The following is a 15,056-nucleotide window of genomic DNA, read 5'->3' on the forward strand; positions in this document are numbered from 1 at the left end:
GGCTTCAAGGATTAGAAGGGGTACCTGCTAGTTCTCGTGAAAAAGCATTGGAAAATATTGGTTTATCTAGTGAGGATCATAGAAGTCAAGGTCTTACATTAGAATTAATTGAAAATACTGATAAAATTTTAACCATGACCAAAGGTCATGAAGAAGCTATCAAGGCTTATTTTTCTGATGTAGAGAAAATTGAAGAGAAAGCGGAGACCCTAAATTTTTTGCTACAGGCACGGAAGGTGATGTAACAGATCCCTTTATGGGTTCTTTAGCAATATATGAAGTTTGTAGAGATCTTATAAAAGAATTAATTGAACAAGGAAGATGGGAGGATATTTAATGAAAATAGCAATTGCTTCTGACCATGGTGGTTTTGAGTTAAAGGAAACTATAGGCGAAGCACTATTAAAAAAAGGTATCGAAACTATGGATTTTGGAACATTTTCAGAAGAGTCTGTAGATTATCCAGATTTTGCTTTAAAAGTTGGAGAAGCTATTAACAATAAGGAAGCTGATTTAGGTATTTTAGTATGTGGTACAGGCATTGGCATGTCTATAGCTGCCAATAAAATAGATGGCATTCGCTGCGCTTTGTGTAGTGATGTTTATTCTGCAAAAATGACGAGAGGTCATAACAATGCAAATGTATTAGCATTAGGACAAAGAGTGCTTGGCGATGGTTTAGCAATGATGATTGTAGATACATTTATTAATAGCCATTTTGAGGGTGGTCGTCATCAAAGAAGGCTAGATAAAATAAAAGACATAGAAAATGGCTATAAAGGAAATGATGGCAATGAAGCGTAAAAGCTGGGATACATACTTTATGGAAATAGCTGATCGCGTTAAAGATAGAAGTACTTGCCAAAGAAGACAGGTAGGTGCTTTAGTTGTTAAAGATAAAAGAATTAAGGGAACAGGCTACAATGGTAGCCCACCTGGGTTGCCTCACTGTACAGAAGTTGGATGTTATGAGGTCAATGGTCGTTGTAAGAGAACAATTCATGCTGAGATTAATGCTATTTTAGAGTGTACACCAGAGGAAAGAGCAGGTGCAACTATTTATATTACAGACCAACCTTGTTTTGAATGTACAAAAGTAATAATTGCTTCAGGGATTACGAGGGTTCTATACAGAAATCCATACGATAATGATGTAGATTTATTTTTAGAAGCGCCGCATATTGAAGTAATTAAATGGGAGGATAAAAATGAAAGTAATTAGTGTTTTTGGCACGAGACCAGAAGCCATTAAAATGGCACCATTAGTGAAGGCCTTAGAAAAAGAACCTTCTATTAATTCTAAAGTAATAGTAACGGCACAACATAGAGATATGTTAGACCAAGTGTTAGGCTTATTTGATATTGTTCCTGACTATGATTTGGATATTATGAAAAGCGGACAAACATTGACAGATGTGACAACAAGAATATTAGAAGGTCTATCTCCAATTTTAAAGGAAGAAAAACCAGATGTTGTTTTAGTTCATGGTGATACCAGCACAACTTTTGCATCTGCATTAGCTGCTTTTTATGAAAAAATTGCTGTAGGACATGTTGAGGCAGGTTTGAGAACTGGTAATAAGTATTCTCCTTATCCAGAAGAGATGAACAGACAGTTAACTACAAAATTAACAGATTATCATTTTGCGCCAACTGAAAAAGCAAAAAACAATTTACTAGCAGAAGGTATTGATCCAAAGACTATTTATGTTACAGGCAATACAGTTATTGATGCTCTTTTATCTGTAGCTAAAAAGCCTTTTGATGTTCAGACAATTCCTGGACTTGAAAATATTGATTTTAATAAGAAAATAATTTTAGTAACAGCACATAGAAGAGAAAATCTAGGCGTTCATATGGAAAATATTTTCTCTGCAATTAAAGATATTTTAAATGAAGAAAAGGGCGTAGAAGTTATTTTTCCTATTCATAAAAATCCAAAAGTAAGAGAAATTGCCTATAGCTTTTTAGGAGATAATAAACAGGTTCATTTTATTGAACCATTAGATTATCAACCTTTTGTGAAAGTAATGGAAAAAGCCAACCTTATTTTAACAGATTCTGGTGGCATTCAAGAAGAAGCGCCTTCTTTAGCAAAACCAGTTTTAGTTTTAAGAGACACAACTGAAAGACCTGAAGCTGTTGAAGCAGGAACGGTTGTTTTAGCAGGTGTTAACAAAGAGGACATCTACAATGAAGCAATGCTTTTATTAAGAGATAAGGAAGTTTATAATAAAATGGCAAATGCTACTAACCCTTATGGTGATGGTAAAACAAGTGAACGCATTGCTTCTATTCTATCTAGAGGAGGCAATGACTAATGCTAAAAGGAGTAGTAGGATTTCTAGGTATGTTTTTTGTTATGTTACCATTTTTCTTAATTAATATTAAAATTATTAAAATTAAAAATAATGGTAAATTTGTTAGAGTTTTTCTTGTTCTTTTAGTTTTAATGATCGCAGCAGCAGTAGTAGTTGGTCTAAGTTTATATCCAATTGGAGAAAACACTTTAATTGGTGGACTTTTTGCATTTGCCGTTTATGTAGTATTAATTGTTATTCAACTTTTTTTACATGCTCGTTACGTAAAAGAGGAAGAAACGCATTTGGACATAGGTAATGACTCTTTTAAAAATGAAATGGATATGGATAGTGAATTAGAAGAGACAGAGGCAGATCCAACTTTAGCTGTGGAACCGGAAGAATATGAAAATCTTGAAGAAACACAAACTATTAGAAGAGAAGAGCTTCAAAACAGTGAAGAGTGGAAAAAACAATGGATGATTTATTTAAATAGGAAGTAGGAGACTATCAATATGGATAAAGAATTTCAAAAAATTGTTTTTCAATTTATAGAAAGCAAAAGCTATACCGGACAAGAAAAATCAATGGTAGAAACTGTAAAAAAAGTTATGGAATCTTTGGATTATGATGAAATAATTATTGATGATGCTGGAAATATTATTGGCGGTATTCATGGCTTAGAAGAGGGACCAGTAGTTCTTTTTGATGGCCATATTGATACAGTAGAAGCTGATAATGTTACAGAGTGGACAGAAAGTCCTTTTTCACATTATATTGCTGATGGCAAATTATTTGGAAGAGGGACTTCTGATATGAAGGGTGCTTTTGCGGCTATGGTTTATGCTGCTGGTACACTTGAAAGAGGCAAACTTAAAGGTTCTGCTTATGTATCTGGAACTATTCATGAAGAAACAGCGGAAGGTTATTCAATTAATAATGTTTTAGATATTGTTAAACCAGACGTTGTGGTTATTGGTGAAGCAACAGAGTTAAGGATTAATATTGGACAACGGGGAAGAGGAGAAATAGTTTTAGAAACTTACGGTAAATCAGCTCATTCTTCTAATCCTAATATTGGTATTAACAGTGTTTTAAAAATGAATAAAGCGTTACTTGCTATTGAAGAAAAATATGTGGAAAAAGAAGATGTTTTAGGAAAAGGTATTTTAGTGTTAACCGATATTATTTCTACACCGTATCCAGGACAATCAGTTATTCCTAGAGTATGCCAAGTGACTTTCGATAGGAGACTGTTATTAGGGGAAACAAGAGAAAATGTTTTAGAAGGTATTGCAGCTGTTTTAGAGCCTTTAAAAGAACAAGATTCTGAATTTTCCTATAAATTATATTTTAGAGAAAATAATTTTAAAACATATACTGGATTTTCATTTTCAGGAGATAAGTTTTATCCACCCTGGAAAATTGATGAAGAGGACACGGTAGTTGTGAAAGCAAAAGAAGCTTTAATAAAGGCGGGAATTAAACCTGAAATAAGTGTTTATTCCTTTTGCACAAATGGTAGCACAACCTGTGGTGAAAGAGGTATAAAAACAATTGGTTTTGGTCCGGGTAGAGAGCAAGAAGCCCATATTACTAATGAATTTATAAGTATAGATGATTTGGAAAAAAGTATTATTGGGTATCGCTTCCTAGCTTTGGCTTTAACAGGAGAAGGAGAAATTTAATGAAGCTATGGGGCGGACGTTTTAGTAAAGAAACAGATGAGTTAGTTGAAGAGTTTCATTCTTCAATAACCTTTGACAAAAGATTATATAAAGAAGATATAGAAGGCAGTATTGCTCATGGAACAATGCTGGTTGCTACAGGGATTATTTCACAAGAAGAAGGAGAAGCTATTGTAAGGGGACTAAAAGAGCTTTTAGTTGAAATCGAAGCTAGAACAGTTAAATTTACACCTGGAGCTGAAGATATTCATATGAATATTGAAACTTTATTAACTGAAAAAATTGGTGAGCCAGGTAAGAAACTCCATACAGGTAGAAGTAGAAATGATCAAGTAGCAACTGATTTAAAATTATTTGCGAAAAATGAAGGGCAAGAAATATTAAATTTATTAAAAGGCTTATTAGATACAATTATTACAATAAGCAGTGGTAATTTAGATACAGTTATGCCAGGCTATACTCATTTACAAAAGGCACAGCCTATTACATTTGCTCATCATATGATGGCTTATTTTGAAATGTTTAAAAGAGACTATGGGAGAATTGAAGATGCTTTAAAAAGAGCGGATACGTCTCCTTTAGGATCAGGAGCCTTAGCAGGGACAACGTTCCCTTTAGATAGAGAAATGACCAAATCTTTACTGGGTTTTAAATACGTCTCTCTAAACAGTTTAGATGGTGTTAGCGACCGCGACTATGTAATTGAAATGGAAAGTGCTTGTGCTATCATTATGGTTCATTTAAGCAGAATCTGTGAAGAAGTAATTCTTTGGAGCAGTGATGAATTTCAATTTGCTACATTAGATGATGCTTATTCTACAGGATCTAGTATTATGCCACAAAAGAAAAATCCTGATGTTGCAGAATTAGTCAGAGGAAAATCTGGAAGAGTATTTGGCCATTTAATGGCGACTTTGACAATGCTTAAGGGATTACCTTTAGCTTATAATAAAGATATGCAAGAAGACAAAGAAGGCTTTTTTGATACAATAGATACTATTAAAAAAAGTCTTTTAACTATGACACCTATGTTACTAACAATGAAAGTTAATAAAGAGGTAATGGAAAAAGGAGCTGCTGGTGGCTTTACAAATGCTACTGATGTAGCTGATTATTTAGCTAAAAAAGGTATTCCTTTTAGAGAAGCCCATCATATTACAGGTGAGCTAGTAGCTAAGTGTTTAATGGAAAAAAGAACATTAGAATCTTTATCTCTTGAAGAATTTAAAGAATATTCGACTGTCTTTGATAATGATATTTATGAAGCAATTGCTTTACTCACGTGTGTAAACGAAAGAAAAAGCATAGGTGGACCGGCAAAAGAGCAAGTCGAAAAGCATATAGCTATTAGTAAAAAATGGCTACTAACACTATAAGGGGGGGGAACAGGACGTGGAAAAAATTGTTGTCAAAGGAGGCAATCCTTTAAAAGGTACTATCTCGATTAAAGGTTCGAAAAACTCTGTATTGCCTATTCTGACAGCGGCACTTCTGGCATCGGATGGCGTTTCTGTTATTCATGATGTGCCAAAGCTAAGCGATGTCTATATTATTATTGATATTCTTGAACACTTAGGCGCTAAATGTTCTTGGGATGGCAATACCGTTACTATTGATAGTACAAAAGTAGTTCGTTTAGATGCAAGTCTTAATTGTGTTGGTGATATGAGGGCTTCGTTTTTATTGTTGGGGCCATTGCTTGCCCGTTTTAAATCATCTGAAATATTACAACCTGGAGGTTGTGCTATTGGTGTAAGACCTATTGATTTACACTTAAAAGGTTTAGAAGCTTTAGGTGCTGATTTTGCACAAACACATGGTGTTATTAAAGGCTCAACACAAGGCCTTAAAGGTGCGAGAATTTATTTGGATTTTCCAAGTGTTGGCGCTACTGAAAATCTAATGATGGCAGGGGCTTTAGCAGAAGGCTTAACTATTTTGGAGAATGTGGCAGAAGAACCAGAAATTGTGGATTTAGCAAACTTTTTAAATAATATGGGGGCTAAGATTACAGGGGCTGGAACTAATATTATTAAAATTAAAGGGGTTCCTTCCTTAAAGGGAACGGTTCATACTGTTATTCCTGATCGCATAGAAGCAGGGACTTATATGATTGCAGTGGGAGCTGCTGGTGGTGATGCCTTCTTTGAAAATACAATTTCTGATCATTTAAAACCTGTTGTAGCTAAATTAAGAGAAGCAGGTGTTACAGTAATTGAAGAAGCCAATGGTATTCGCATAATTTCTGAAGGGAGCAAATTCTGTAAAGGTCTTTATATTAAGACTATGCCTTATCCAGGTTTTCCTACAGATATGCAATCTCAACTTCTAGCTATGCTCCTTTGTTCAAATGGTAGAAGCTATGTAACAGAAACTATTTTTGAAAGCCGTTTTCAACATATAGAAGAGTTTAGAAAAATGGGTGCAGATATTATCTTAGCGGGTAATACAGTAGCACTTACTGGTGTAGATAAAATATATGGTGCTAATGTGAATGCAACAGACTTAAGAGCAGGAGCAGCTCTTATAATTGCAGGTCTTTATGCTGAAGGAGAAACTCATGTAGGGAACATTCATTTTATCGATAGAGGATATGATGGATTAGTTGAGAATCTTAAGGCTTTAGGAGCAGATATTAAGCGGGCTAAATTTGACGAATAGTCAGAAATCTGTTAACCTATAAACTAGCTTTTAAAGCAAGCATTTTAAATTAGGAGAAGAAATATGAGTCGTGTAGATAGAAATCATGGAAAGAAAAACGGCAATAAAAAAAGAAGTAGCCATAAAACTGCTGAAGAAGAAGTTTTCGGGAGTAAGAATAGTAGACCCAGAAAAAAGAAGAAGAAAAAAAGAAAAGGGCTACGGGTTTTTCTCGGAGTTGTTTTAGCTCTAATTCTAATTATTGGTGGTGGTCTGTTATATGCGGCACTTTCAACTGGCTTAGTTCAAGATCCTACAGGCATAATTAAAGTACAAGATCAATTTAAGGATGATAAAGTTAACATTTTAATTGTTGGTTCAGATATTAGACCTGAAGATGAAGCTTCAAGATCTGATACTTTAATTGTTGGTTCAGATATTAGACCTGAAGATGAAGCTTCAAGATCTGATACTTTGATTGTTGGTTCATTTGATTTTAAGGCTAGAACAGCAAACCTATTATCTATTCCTAGAGATACAATGATTCCAATTTCTGGACATGGTAAGGATAAAATCAATCATGCTTATGCTTATGGTGGTTTAGCTTTAACTGAACAGACTGTAGAGGATTTCTTAGGAATAAAAATTGATAGAACCGTTGAAATTAATTTTGATTCTTTTAAAAATGCAGTTGATCAAATTGGTGGCGTTGATATAGATGTTGACCAGAAGATGTATTATCCGGAAGAAGGTATCGATTTAGTTGCTGGACAACAAACTTTAAATGGAAAAGATGCATTAGCCTATGTTCGTTTTAGAGGTACCCCAACAGGAGACTTAGGCCGTGCAGAAAGACAACAGAAATTTTTAATGGCTTTAGCCTCTGGTATTAAAAATAAAGCCAATGTATTTCGGCAAGCAGGTATATTAGCCGATATGTTAGGAAAAATTAAAACCAATATTACTTTCCAAGAGGCAAGCTATATGTTCAGTAAACATAGAGAACTTGATAACTTTACTATTTCTACATGGACATCACAGGGCATTCCAGAAACCATTAATGGTGTTTCCTATCTAATTCCAGAGGATCACTCTGATGATGAATCAAGAGAATTTTTAGAAGGAATATTATTTGCTGTGACAGATCCTAACGACTCAGAGAAGAAAATTTTAGTTACTGAAGAAGAAAAAGCACAAATAAAAGCAGGTACTTTTACGGGCTCAACTAGAAACAACAGCACCAATAGTAACAGTAACAATAATAGCAATAGTAATTCAAATAACTACAATAGCTACTAAATAGGAGATGTAATGGAAAGAATAAATATTTTAGGGGCTTTCATCCATAGTATAACTATGGATGAAGCCCTTTTAAAAATTAAGGAATATGTTAAGAAGAGAGAATCTGTTCAAATCATTACTATTAATCCAGAAATGGTTTATGAAAGTACTAACAACTGCAGATTTCAGAAAATAATTAATAGCTGTAAGCTAGTAGTACCAGATGGTTATGGAATTGTTTGGGCTGCAGAAAAATTTGGCTACCATTTAAAAGAAAGAGTACCTGGTATTGAGCTAATGGATAAAATACTTTTATTTGCTAATGAAACAGAATATAAAGTGTTTTTTTATGGAGGCCATCAAAAAGCAATTGAAAAAGCTGTAGATAATATTAAAAATAAATACCCTAATTTAAATATTTGTGGTTATGCCAATGGTTTTTTAAATGAAGATGAGAGAGATAGTCTCATTAACAGACTAGAAACCATTGAACCAGATTTCCTCTTTGTAGGTACGGGAACACCTAAACAGGAGCTTTTTATTCATAAGTTTTTGCCTAATTTAAAATCTTGTATAGCCATGGGTGTTGGTGGTAGTTTTGATGTCTATTCTGGAATGGTAAAAAGAGCCCCAAAGATTTGGCAAACCCTACATTTAGAATGGCTTTATAGAGGTATTACAGATCCTGAAAGAAGAAAACGCCTTCTTGTTATCCCTAAATATATGAAAGCAGTAAGAAAACAAAAAAAGAATAATAAAGAATTAAAATAACATCTTAAGATGTTATTTTTTCTGTAATAAGGTATAATTTAAAGAGATAAGAAAAAATATGGAGGAAAGATAATGAAATACATGGTTATCTTAATTGATGGAGCAGCGGATGAAAATGTAGAGGCATTAGGAAATAAAACACCATTAATGGTGGCCAAAATGCCTAATATAGAAAAATTATCAAAAACTGGACAAATTGGTTTAGTGCAAACAGTACCAGAAGGAATGTCACCTGGTAGCGATGTAGCCAACTTAAGTATTATGGGTTATGAACCTGAAAAATATCATACTGGTCGCTCACCACTAGAAGCATTATCTGCTGGTGTTGAGATGAAGGATACAGATGTAGCAATACGTTTAAATCTAGTCACTTTAGGGGATGAAGAATCCTTTAGTGAAAAAACAATAATTGATTATAGCGGTGGCGAAATTGAGACTGTAGAGAGTATCCAACTAATAAATGCTCTTAAGGAAGCTTTTGATAAGAGCCCATATCATATTTATCCAGGTATTAGCTATCGACATGTATTTATTTGGGAAAATGGTTCAGTTAATGTTGAAATGGTACCACCACATAATATTTTAGATAAAAAAATTGGCTCTTATTTACCAAAAGGAGATAATGAAGCCTTTTTTAGAGATTTTATTGAAAAGGGATATGAATTATTAAAAAATCATCCAATTAATCTTGCAAGAGTAAAAAGAGGTTTAAAGCCAGCCAATGCTCCTTGGTTGTGGGGAGAGGGCAAAAAGCCTCTATTAGATAAATTCTCTGAAAAGAATAATTTAAAAGGTGGCGTTATTAGTGCTGTAGATTTAATTAAAGGTATTGGAATGGGCGCCAATATGACTGTTATTGAAGCGCCGGATGTAACGGGAACAATTGATACTAACTTTACAGGTAAAAGTGAAGCGGCTTTAGAAGGTTTATTAAATGGCTTAGACTATGTTTATGTACATCTTGAAGCACCAGACGAATGTGGACATCAAGGGGATGTTGCAGGTAAAGTTCGTTCATTAGAATTAATAGATGAAAAAATTATTGGTCCCATACTTAAAGGATTAGAAGAGGCTAATGAAGATTTTAGAATGCTGGTTGTACCGGATCACAGAACACCTTTAAATAAAAGAACCCATACAATGGACCCTGTTCCTTATCTTATATTTGATTCAAGAAAAGCATTAGGGAATGGAAATCTATATGATGAAGAACATGCTAAATCAGGTGTTTTTGTATCAACAGGACCTAAACTCCATGATATTCTTATTGAAAAAAGTGATCAATAATGGTATCATCGAAAGGATATAAAAACACGTCAATTAGGAGTTTCAGATGTTTCCTATAGACATTATCTTAAATACATCAGAAGGAAAATTTCACTATCAAGGTACTTTAAAAAGAGAAAACAGTAAAACCATAATACAGTATGAAGAACAAATCATTGAAACAAAAAAAGATACTGTAGTTTTTCTTGTTGAAGAGAATAAAATAGTAGTTAAAAGACTTGGTGGAGAAATGATTTTTTGTGAAGATGAGGAAAAAGAATTTCATTATGAAACCCCCTATGGTTTTTTGGTGTTTCAAATAAAAACCCATCAAATCATCAAAGAAAAAGATAAAATCACAATCTGCTATTCTTTATGTGCAGAAAATGAAAAAATCAAAGAAGAAAAAATAATTCTATCATATTATGAAAGGTGAAGGAGTTTATTCATGGGTGTTATTGTCGCTATAGAGGATAAAATTAAAAATGCTTTTAAAGAAAGCGCATTAAAAGCAAAAGAGGAAGGCGCATTATCATTTGAAGAGCTACCATCTTTTATGTTAGAAGTTCCAAAAGATAAAGCTCATGGTCAATATGCAGTTAATTTAGCAATGGTCCTTACAAAGATTGAAAGAAAAAATCCAAGAGTAAATGGAGAAATTCTAATCAATCATTTTAACCCAGAAGGAACTTATGTAGAGAAATTAGAACTAGCTGGGCCAGGTTTTATTAATATGCATTTAAATAAAGAATATTATGAATTAATTATTGAGAATATACTTGCTGAAAAAGAAGCTTATGGTCAAAGTGATTTTGGTCAAGGTGAAAAAATAAATGTAGAATTTGTCAGTGCTAATCCAACAGGGTTACTTCATATGGGCAATGCTAGAGGTGCAGCTATTGGCGATACTTTAGGAAATATTCTTAAAGCAGTCGGTTATAAGGTGACAAAAGAATATTATATTAATGATGCTGGTAATCAAATAGAGAACTTTGGTAAATCTTTAGAAGCTCGTTATTTAGAGCTAATAGGCGAAACCGTTGAATTTCCAGAAGATGGTTACCATGGCGAAGACATTATCACAACAGTTGAAGGCTATATTAAAAAAGAAGGTAAAAATCTATTAGATGTAGATAGTGAAAAAAGAAGAAAGATTTTAGTTGCGTATGGTTTAGAAGAAAAATTAGGACAAATTAAAGAAGGCTTAAAACGTTTTGGCGTAACCTATGATGTTTGGTTTTCAGAAAAAAGTCTTTATGAATCAAAAGCTGTTGATGAGGCTTTAGAAATTTTAAGAGAAAAAGGCTATATAGAAGAAAAAGATGGTGCTATCTGGCTTAAGGCTACTCTTCTTGGAGAGGACAAAGATGAGGTTATGATTCGCCAAAATGGTACACCAACCTATTTTGCTGCTGATATTGCATATCATAAAAATAAGTTTGATAGAGGTTTTGTGAATACTATAGATGTTTGGGGCGCAGACCACCATGGTCATGTTGCTAGAATGAAAAAAGCTATGGATGCTATTGGATATGATGGTTCAAAGCTTGAAGTTATTTTAATGCAGCTGGTTCGTTTATTTAAAGGTGGAGAAACTTTAAGAATGTCTAAAAGAACTGGGACTTATGTTACTTTAGAAGAATTATTAAATGAAGTTGGGGAAGATGCGGCACGCTATTTCTTTGTTATGAGAAATCCTGATAGCCATCTTGATTTTGACTTAAATTTAGCAAAAAAAGAATCTTCAGATAATCCTGTTTTCTATATCCAGTATGCCTATGCGAGGATTTCTAGTATTTTGAGACAGTTAGAAGAGCCCCTTGAACCTTATTTAGACAAAGAAGGCTTTGCTTATACAACGGATGCTGAAGAAGAATTAATTGAAAAAATTGGAGAATTGGAAAAAGTATTAATTGACGCAGCTATTAAAAGGGAACCTTATAGGATAGCGTCCTACGCCTATGATTTAAGTGGCTTATTTCATCAATTTTATAATGCTTGTCGAGTGTTAAATGAAGAAGAACCTCTTAAGAGCAGTCGGCTAAAATTAATTGTTGGGACACAGTATACACTTAAGAATGTGTTGAAGATATTAGGTGTTAACGCACCGGGAAAAATGTAAGGAGAAGAAAAAGAATGACAAAGTACATATTTATAACTGGCGGCGTAGTATCTTCATTAGGGAAAGGAATTGCGGCTTCTTCTCTAGGGCGACTTTTAACCAGCAGAGGTTTAAAAGTTGCTATCCAAAAATTTGATCCCTACATTAATATAGACCCAGGTACAATGAGCCCTTTTCAACATGGGGAAGTCTTTGTTACAGATGATGGTGCAGAAACAGATCTAGATGTAGGTCATTATGAGAGATTTATTGATACCAATCTTTCAAAAAGCAGTAATGTAACTACAGGAAAAATTTACTTTAGTGTTCTTACAAAAGAACGAAGAGGAGAATACTTAGGCAACACAGTTCAAGTAATTCCTCATATTACAAATGAAATTAAAGATCGCATTAAAATGGCAGCTAAGGAAACTTCTTATGATATTGTGATTACAGAAATTGGTGGTACAGTTGGTGACATTGAATCTCTACCATTCCTTGAAGCTATTCGTCAATTTAAAACCGATATTGGCAGAAATAATGTGCTCTATATACATACAACTTTAGTTCCATATTTGAATGCGGCTAAAGAAGCTAAAACAAAACCAACACAACATAGTGTTAAGGAACTTCGTGGACTTGGTATTCAACCAGATGTTGTTTTATGTAGAACAACGGCTCGCTTAACTAAAGATATGACTGATAAAATTGCTCTTTTCTGTGATATTGAAAAAGAAGCAGTTATTCAAATGGTAGATGCTAAAACAATTTATGAAGTACCTTTAAATCTTCAAAAAGAAGGTTTAGATATTTATGTAATGAATCGTTTGGATTTGCCTGCTAATGAACCGGATTTAGATGAATGGGTTAAGATGGTTGATAAAATTAAGCATTTAACTAAAAAAGTTAAAATTGCTTTAGTGGGTAAATATGTAAAACTTCAAGATGCCTATTTAAGTATTTGTGAATCTTTTAATCATGCTGGTGTAGCCAATGATGTGCAAGTAGAAATTAAATGGGTTAATTCTGAGTTAATTGAGAAAAAAGGAGCTGAGGAATACTTAAGTGATGTGGACGGTATTTTAGTACCAGGAGGCTTTGGAGAAAGAGGCCTCGATGGTAAAATGATGGCTGTTCGCTATGCAAGAGAAAATAAGATGCCATTTTTTGGTATCTGTTTAGGCATGCATATGACTGTTATTGAATTTGCTCGTCATGTCTGTAATCTAACAGATGCAGATAGTACAGAAGTTAATCCTCATACTGAAAATCCAATTATTGATTTACTTCCTGATCAAGCTTGTGTTGAAGATAAAGGGGGTACAATGCGTTTAGGCGTTTATCCTTGTGAGCTAAAAAAAGGAACAAAGGCTTATGAAGCTTATGGCGAAGATGTGATTTATGAAAGACATCGTCATCGTTATGAATTTAACAACCAATATAAAGGGCTTGTAGAAGAACATGGACTTGTTGTTTCTGGTTTAAATCCAGATAGTCAGCTAGTAGAAATTGTTGAGCTAAAAGATCACCCATGGTTTTTAGCTTGTCAATTTCACCCAGAATTTAAGTCTAGACCAAACCGTCCACATCCTCTATTCCGCGATTTCGTTAAGGGAAATGTTGAGTATAATAATAAAAAATAAGGATCTTTGAAAGGATATATTATGTTAACAAAAGAACAGCTAGAGGATCGTAAGTTAATAGAGCTTTATCAAATAGCAAAAGAATATATGATTCCAAGTTACTATAAGTTTAGAAAACAAGAATTAATTTTTGAAATTTTAAAAGCACAAGCAAAAAAAGAAGCCCATAATTTAACCGATGCAACTAGACCTAGAGCTGAAGGGGTACTGGAAATTTTACCAGATGGATTTGGTTTTTTAAGACCATTTAAATATACTCAAGGACAAGACGATATTTATGTATCACCTTCTCAAATTAGGCGTTTTAATCTTTTAACAGGAGATAAAATTGAAGGTTTATTAAGACCCCCAAAAGATGGAGAACGCTACTATGCCTTATTGAGAGTTGAACATGTAAATGGCTTTGACCCAGATGTTACTGCTAAGAGAATTCATTTTGATGCTTTAACACCAATCTATCCTACAGAAAGATTAAAATTAGAACATGGTAGTAACAACAAGGCTATGCGTATAATTGATTTAGTTTCACCTATTGGCAAAGGGCAAAGAGGTTTAATTGTAGCTCCACCAAAAGCTGGTAAAACTACATTAATTAAAACCATTGCCAACTCTATTACTGCTAACTATCCGGAAATAGAACTGATAGTCTTACTTATAGATGAAAGACCTGAGGAAGTAACTGATATTGAGCGTTCTGTTAAAGGCGAAGTTGTGGCTTCAACTTTTGACGAGCCTGCAGAAAACCATGTTAAAATAACGGAAATGGTTTTAGAGAAAGCTAAACGACAAGTTGAATCAAAAAAAGATGTCGTCATACTTTTAGACAGTATTACCCGTTTAGCAAGAGCTCAAAACTTAGTAACACAACCTAGTGGGAGAACCCTTTCTGGTGGTGTGGATCCAGCTTCACTTCATAGACCTAAAAGAGTTTTTGGCGCTGCCAGAAACATTGAAGAAGGCGGCAGCTTAACAATACTGGCTACGGCACTAGTTGAGACTGGAAGTCGCATGGACGAAGTTATTTTTGAAGAATTTAAAGGGACAGGTAATATGGAGCTAATCTTAGATAGACGTCTGGCAGACAGCAGACTATTCCCCGCTGTAGATGTGAACCGTTCTGGCACTAGAAAAGAAGAGTTGCTTTTAGATGAAAAAGAACAGGAATTTATTTGGGGCTTTAGAAAAGAAATTCATTCACTATCTACTCAGGATGCTACAACTATGTTAGTAGATGCTATGAAAAAAACTAAAACCAACCAAGAGCTTATTAAGGCTTTTGAAATTATGTTTGGGAAAAATAAAAAAAGCAATAAATAAGTATAAAATAGAAAACTCAACCTCAATTAGAGTTTGAGTTTTTTATGTG

At 33.8% G+C, this 15,056-nt stretch carries 15 protein-coding genes; all 15 read left to right on the top strand.

Annotated features, from left to right (window positions below; all coding sequences use genetic code 11):
• Positions 1-47: 47 nt before the first annotated feature.
• The 15 genes from AZF37_RS00120 (at position 48) to rho (ending at position 15,007) form a co-directional block, all read left to right on the top strand.
• Entirely contained in the window at positions 48-245 is a 198-nt protein-coding gene (locus AZF37_RS00120) for a low molecular weight phosphatase family protein (RefSeq protein WP_088369043.1), read from the top strand.
• A 91-nt stretch (positions 246-336) separates the two neighbouring features.
• The gene (gene rpiB / locus AZF37_RS00125; RefSeq protein WP_088369044.1) at positions 337-804 is read left to right on the top strand and encodes a ribose 5-phosphate isomerase B; all 468 of its coding nucleotides are present in this window, start codon (positions 337-339) and stop codon (positions 802-804) included.
• Positions 794-1,222: a deoxycytidylate deaminase gene (locus AZF37_RS00130; RefSeq protein ID WP_425425431.1), complete on the top strand. Its 429-nt coding sequence runs from the start codon at positions 794-796 to the stop codon at positions 1,220-1,222. The genes rpiB and AZF37_RS00130 overlap by 11 nt, the downstream gene beginning before the upstream one ends.
• Positions 1,209-2,321, top strand: coding sequence for a non-hydrolyzing UDP-N-acetylglucosamine 2-epimerase (gene wecB / locus AZF37_RS00135; RefSeq protein ID WP_088369045.1), 1,113 nt, complete (start codon positions 1,209-1,211; stop codon positions 2,319-2,321). Before AZF37_RS00130 ends, wecB begins: the two co-directional genes overlap by 14 nt.
• The gene (locus AZF37_RS11085; RefSeq protein ID WP_245611966.1) at positions 2,321-2,803 is read left to right on the top strand and encodes a hypothetical protein; all 483 of its coding nucleotides are present in this window, start codon (positions 2,321-2,323) and stop codon (positions 2,801-2,803) included. The genes wecB and AZF37_RS11085 overlap by 1 nt, the downstream gene beginning before the upstream one ends.
• 12 nt (positions 2,804-2,815) lie before the next feature.
• Positions 2,816-3,988 (top strand): YgeY family selenium metabolism-linked hydrolase, encoded by a 1,173-nt coding sequence (locus tag AZF37_RS00140; RefSeq protein WP_245611967.1) that lies wholly within the window; start codon positions 2,816-2,818, stop codon positions 3,986-3,988.
• Entirely contained in the window at positions 3,988-5,364 is a 1,377-nt protein-coding gene (gene argH / locus AZF37_RS00145) for an argininosuccinate lyase (RefSeq protein WP_088369046.1), read from the top strand. Before AZF37_RS00140 ends, argH begins: the two co-directional genes overlap by 1 nt.
• A 16-nt stretch (positions 5,365-5,380) precedes the next feature.
• Positions 5,381-6,649 carry a UDP-N-acetylglucosamine 1-carboxyvinyltransferase gene (gene murA / locus AZF37_RS00150; protein WP_088369047.1) on the top strand — a complete coding sequence of 423 codons (1,269 nt, stop codon included), beginning with the start codon at positions 5,381-5,383 and terminating at the stop codon, positions 6,647-6,649.
• 63 nt (positions 6,650-6,712) lie between these two features.
• Positions 6,713-7,927 carry an LCP family protein gene (locus tag AZF37_RS00155; protein WP_088369048.1) on the top strand — a complete coding sequence of 405 codons (1,215 nt, stop codon included), beginning with the start codon at positions 6,713-6,715 and terminating at the stop codon, positions 7,925-7,927.
• A 12-nt stretch (positions 7,928-7,939) separates the two neighbouring features.
• Positions 7,940-8,680: a WecB/TagA/CpsF family glycosyltransferase gene (locus AZF37_RS00160; protein ID WP_088369049.1), complete on the top strand. Its 741-nt coding sequence runs from the start codon at positions 7,940-7,942 to the stop codon at positions 8,678-8,680.
• A 72-nt stretch (positions 8,681-8,752) separates the two neighbouring features.
• Entirely contained in the window at positions 8,753-9,967 is a 1,215-nt protein-coding gene (locus AZF37_RS00165; RefSeq protein ID WP_088369050.1) for a cofactor-independent phosphoglycerate mutase, read from the top strand.
• Between the two features lie 46 nt (positions 9,968-10,013).
• Positions 10,014-10,382 carry a YwiB family protein gene (locus tag AZF37_RS00170; RefSeq protein ID WP_088369051.1) on the top strand — a complete coding sequence of 123 codons (369 nt, stop codon included), beginning with the start codon at positions 10,014-10,016 and terminating at the stop codon, positions 10,380-10,382.
• Positions 10,383-10,394: 12 nt separating this feature from the next.
• Entirely contained in the window at positions 10,395-12,068 is a 1,674-nt protein-coding gene (gene argS, locus AZF37_RS00175; RefSeq protein ID WP_088369052.1) for an arginine--tRNA ligase, read from the top strand.
• A gap of 14 nt (positions 12,069-12,082) precedes the next feature.
• Positions 12,083-13,690: a CTP synthase gene (locus AZF37_RS00180; protein WP_088369053.1), complete on the top strand. Its 1,608-nt coding sequence runs from the start codon at positions 12,083-12,085 to the stop codon at positions 13,688-13,690.
• Positions 13,691-13,711: 21 nt separating this feature from the next.
• On the top strand, positions 13,712-15,007 hold the full coding sequence (gene rho, locus AZF37_RS00185) for a transcription termination factor Rho (RefSeq protein ID WP_088369054.1): 1,296 nt from the start codon (positions 13,712-13,714) through the stop codon (positions 15,005-15,007).
• The last annotated feature ends 49 nt before the right edge of the window (positions 15,008-15,056 follow it).

The sequence above is a fragment of the endosymbiont 'TC1' of Trimyema compressum genome (assembly GCF_001584725.1).
Taxonomy (GTDB): domain Bacteria; phylum Bacillota; class TC1; order TC1; family TC1; genus TC1.

Bases quoted from the DNA above. Each gene is read 5' to 3' on its own strand.
- rpiB (WP_088369044.1), top strand. From the start codon at position 337: ATGAAAATAGCAATTGCTTCTGACCATGGTGGTTTTGAGTTAAAGGAA.
- AZF37_RS00130 (WP_425425431.1), top strand. From the start codon at position 794: ATGAAGCGTAAAAGCTGGGATACATACTTTATGGAAATAGCTGATCGC.
- wecB (WP_088369045.1), top strand. From the start codon at position 1,209: ATGAAAGTAATTAGTGTTTTTGGCACGAGACCAGAAGCCATTAAAATG.
- AZF37_RS11085 (WP_245611966.1), top strand. From the start codon at position 2,321: ATGCTAAAAGGAGTAGTAGGATTTCTAGGTATGTTTTTTGTTATGTTA.
- AZF37_RS00140 (WP_245611967.1), top strand. From the start codon at position 2,816: ATGGATAAAGAATTTCAAAAAATTGTTTTTCAATTTATAGAAAGCAAA.
- argH (WP_088369046.1), top strand. From the start codon at position 3,988: ATGAAGCTATGGGGCGGACGTTTTAGTAAAGAAACAGATGAGTTAGTT.
- AZF37_RS00155 (WP_088369048.1), top strand. From the start codon at position 6,713: ATGAGTCGTGTAGATAGAAATCATGGAAAGAAAAACGGCAATAAAAAA.
- AZF37_RS00160 (WP_088369049.1), top strand. From the start codon at position 7,940: ATGGAAAGAATAAATATTTTAGGGGCTTTCATCCATAGTATAACTATG.
- AZF37_RS00165 (WP_088369050.1), top strand. From the start codon at position 8,753: ATGAAATACATGGTTATCTTAATTGATGGAGCAGCGGATGAAAATGTA.
- AZF37_RS00170 (WP_088369051.1), top strand. From the start codon at position 10,014: ATGTTTCCTATAGACATTATCTTAAATACATCAGAAGGAAAATTTCAC.
- argS (WP_088369052.1), top strand. From the start codon at position 10,395: ATGGGTGTTATTGTCGCTATAGAGGATAAAATTAAAAATGCTTTTAAA.
- AZF37_RS00180 (WP_088369053.1), top strand. From the start codon at position 12,083: ATGACAAAGTACATATTTATAACTGGCGGCGTAGTATCTTCATTAGGG.
- rho (WP_088369054.1), top strand. From the start codon at position 13,712: ATGTTAACAAAAGAACAGCTAGAGGATCGTAAGTTAATAGAGCTTTAT.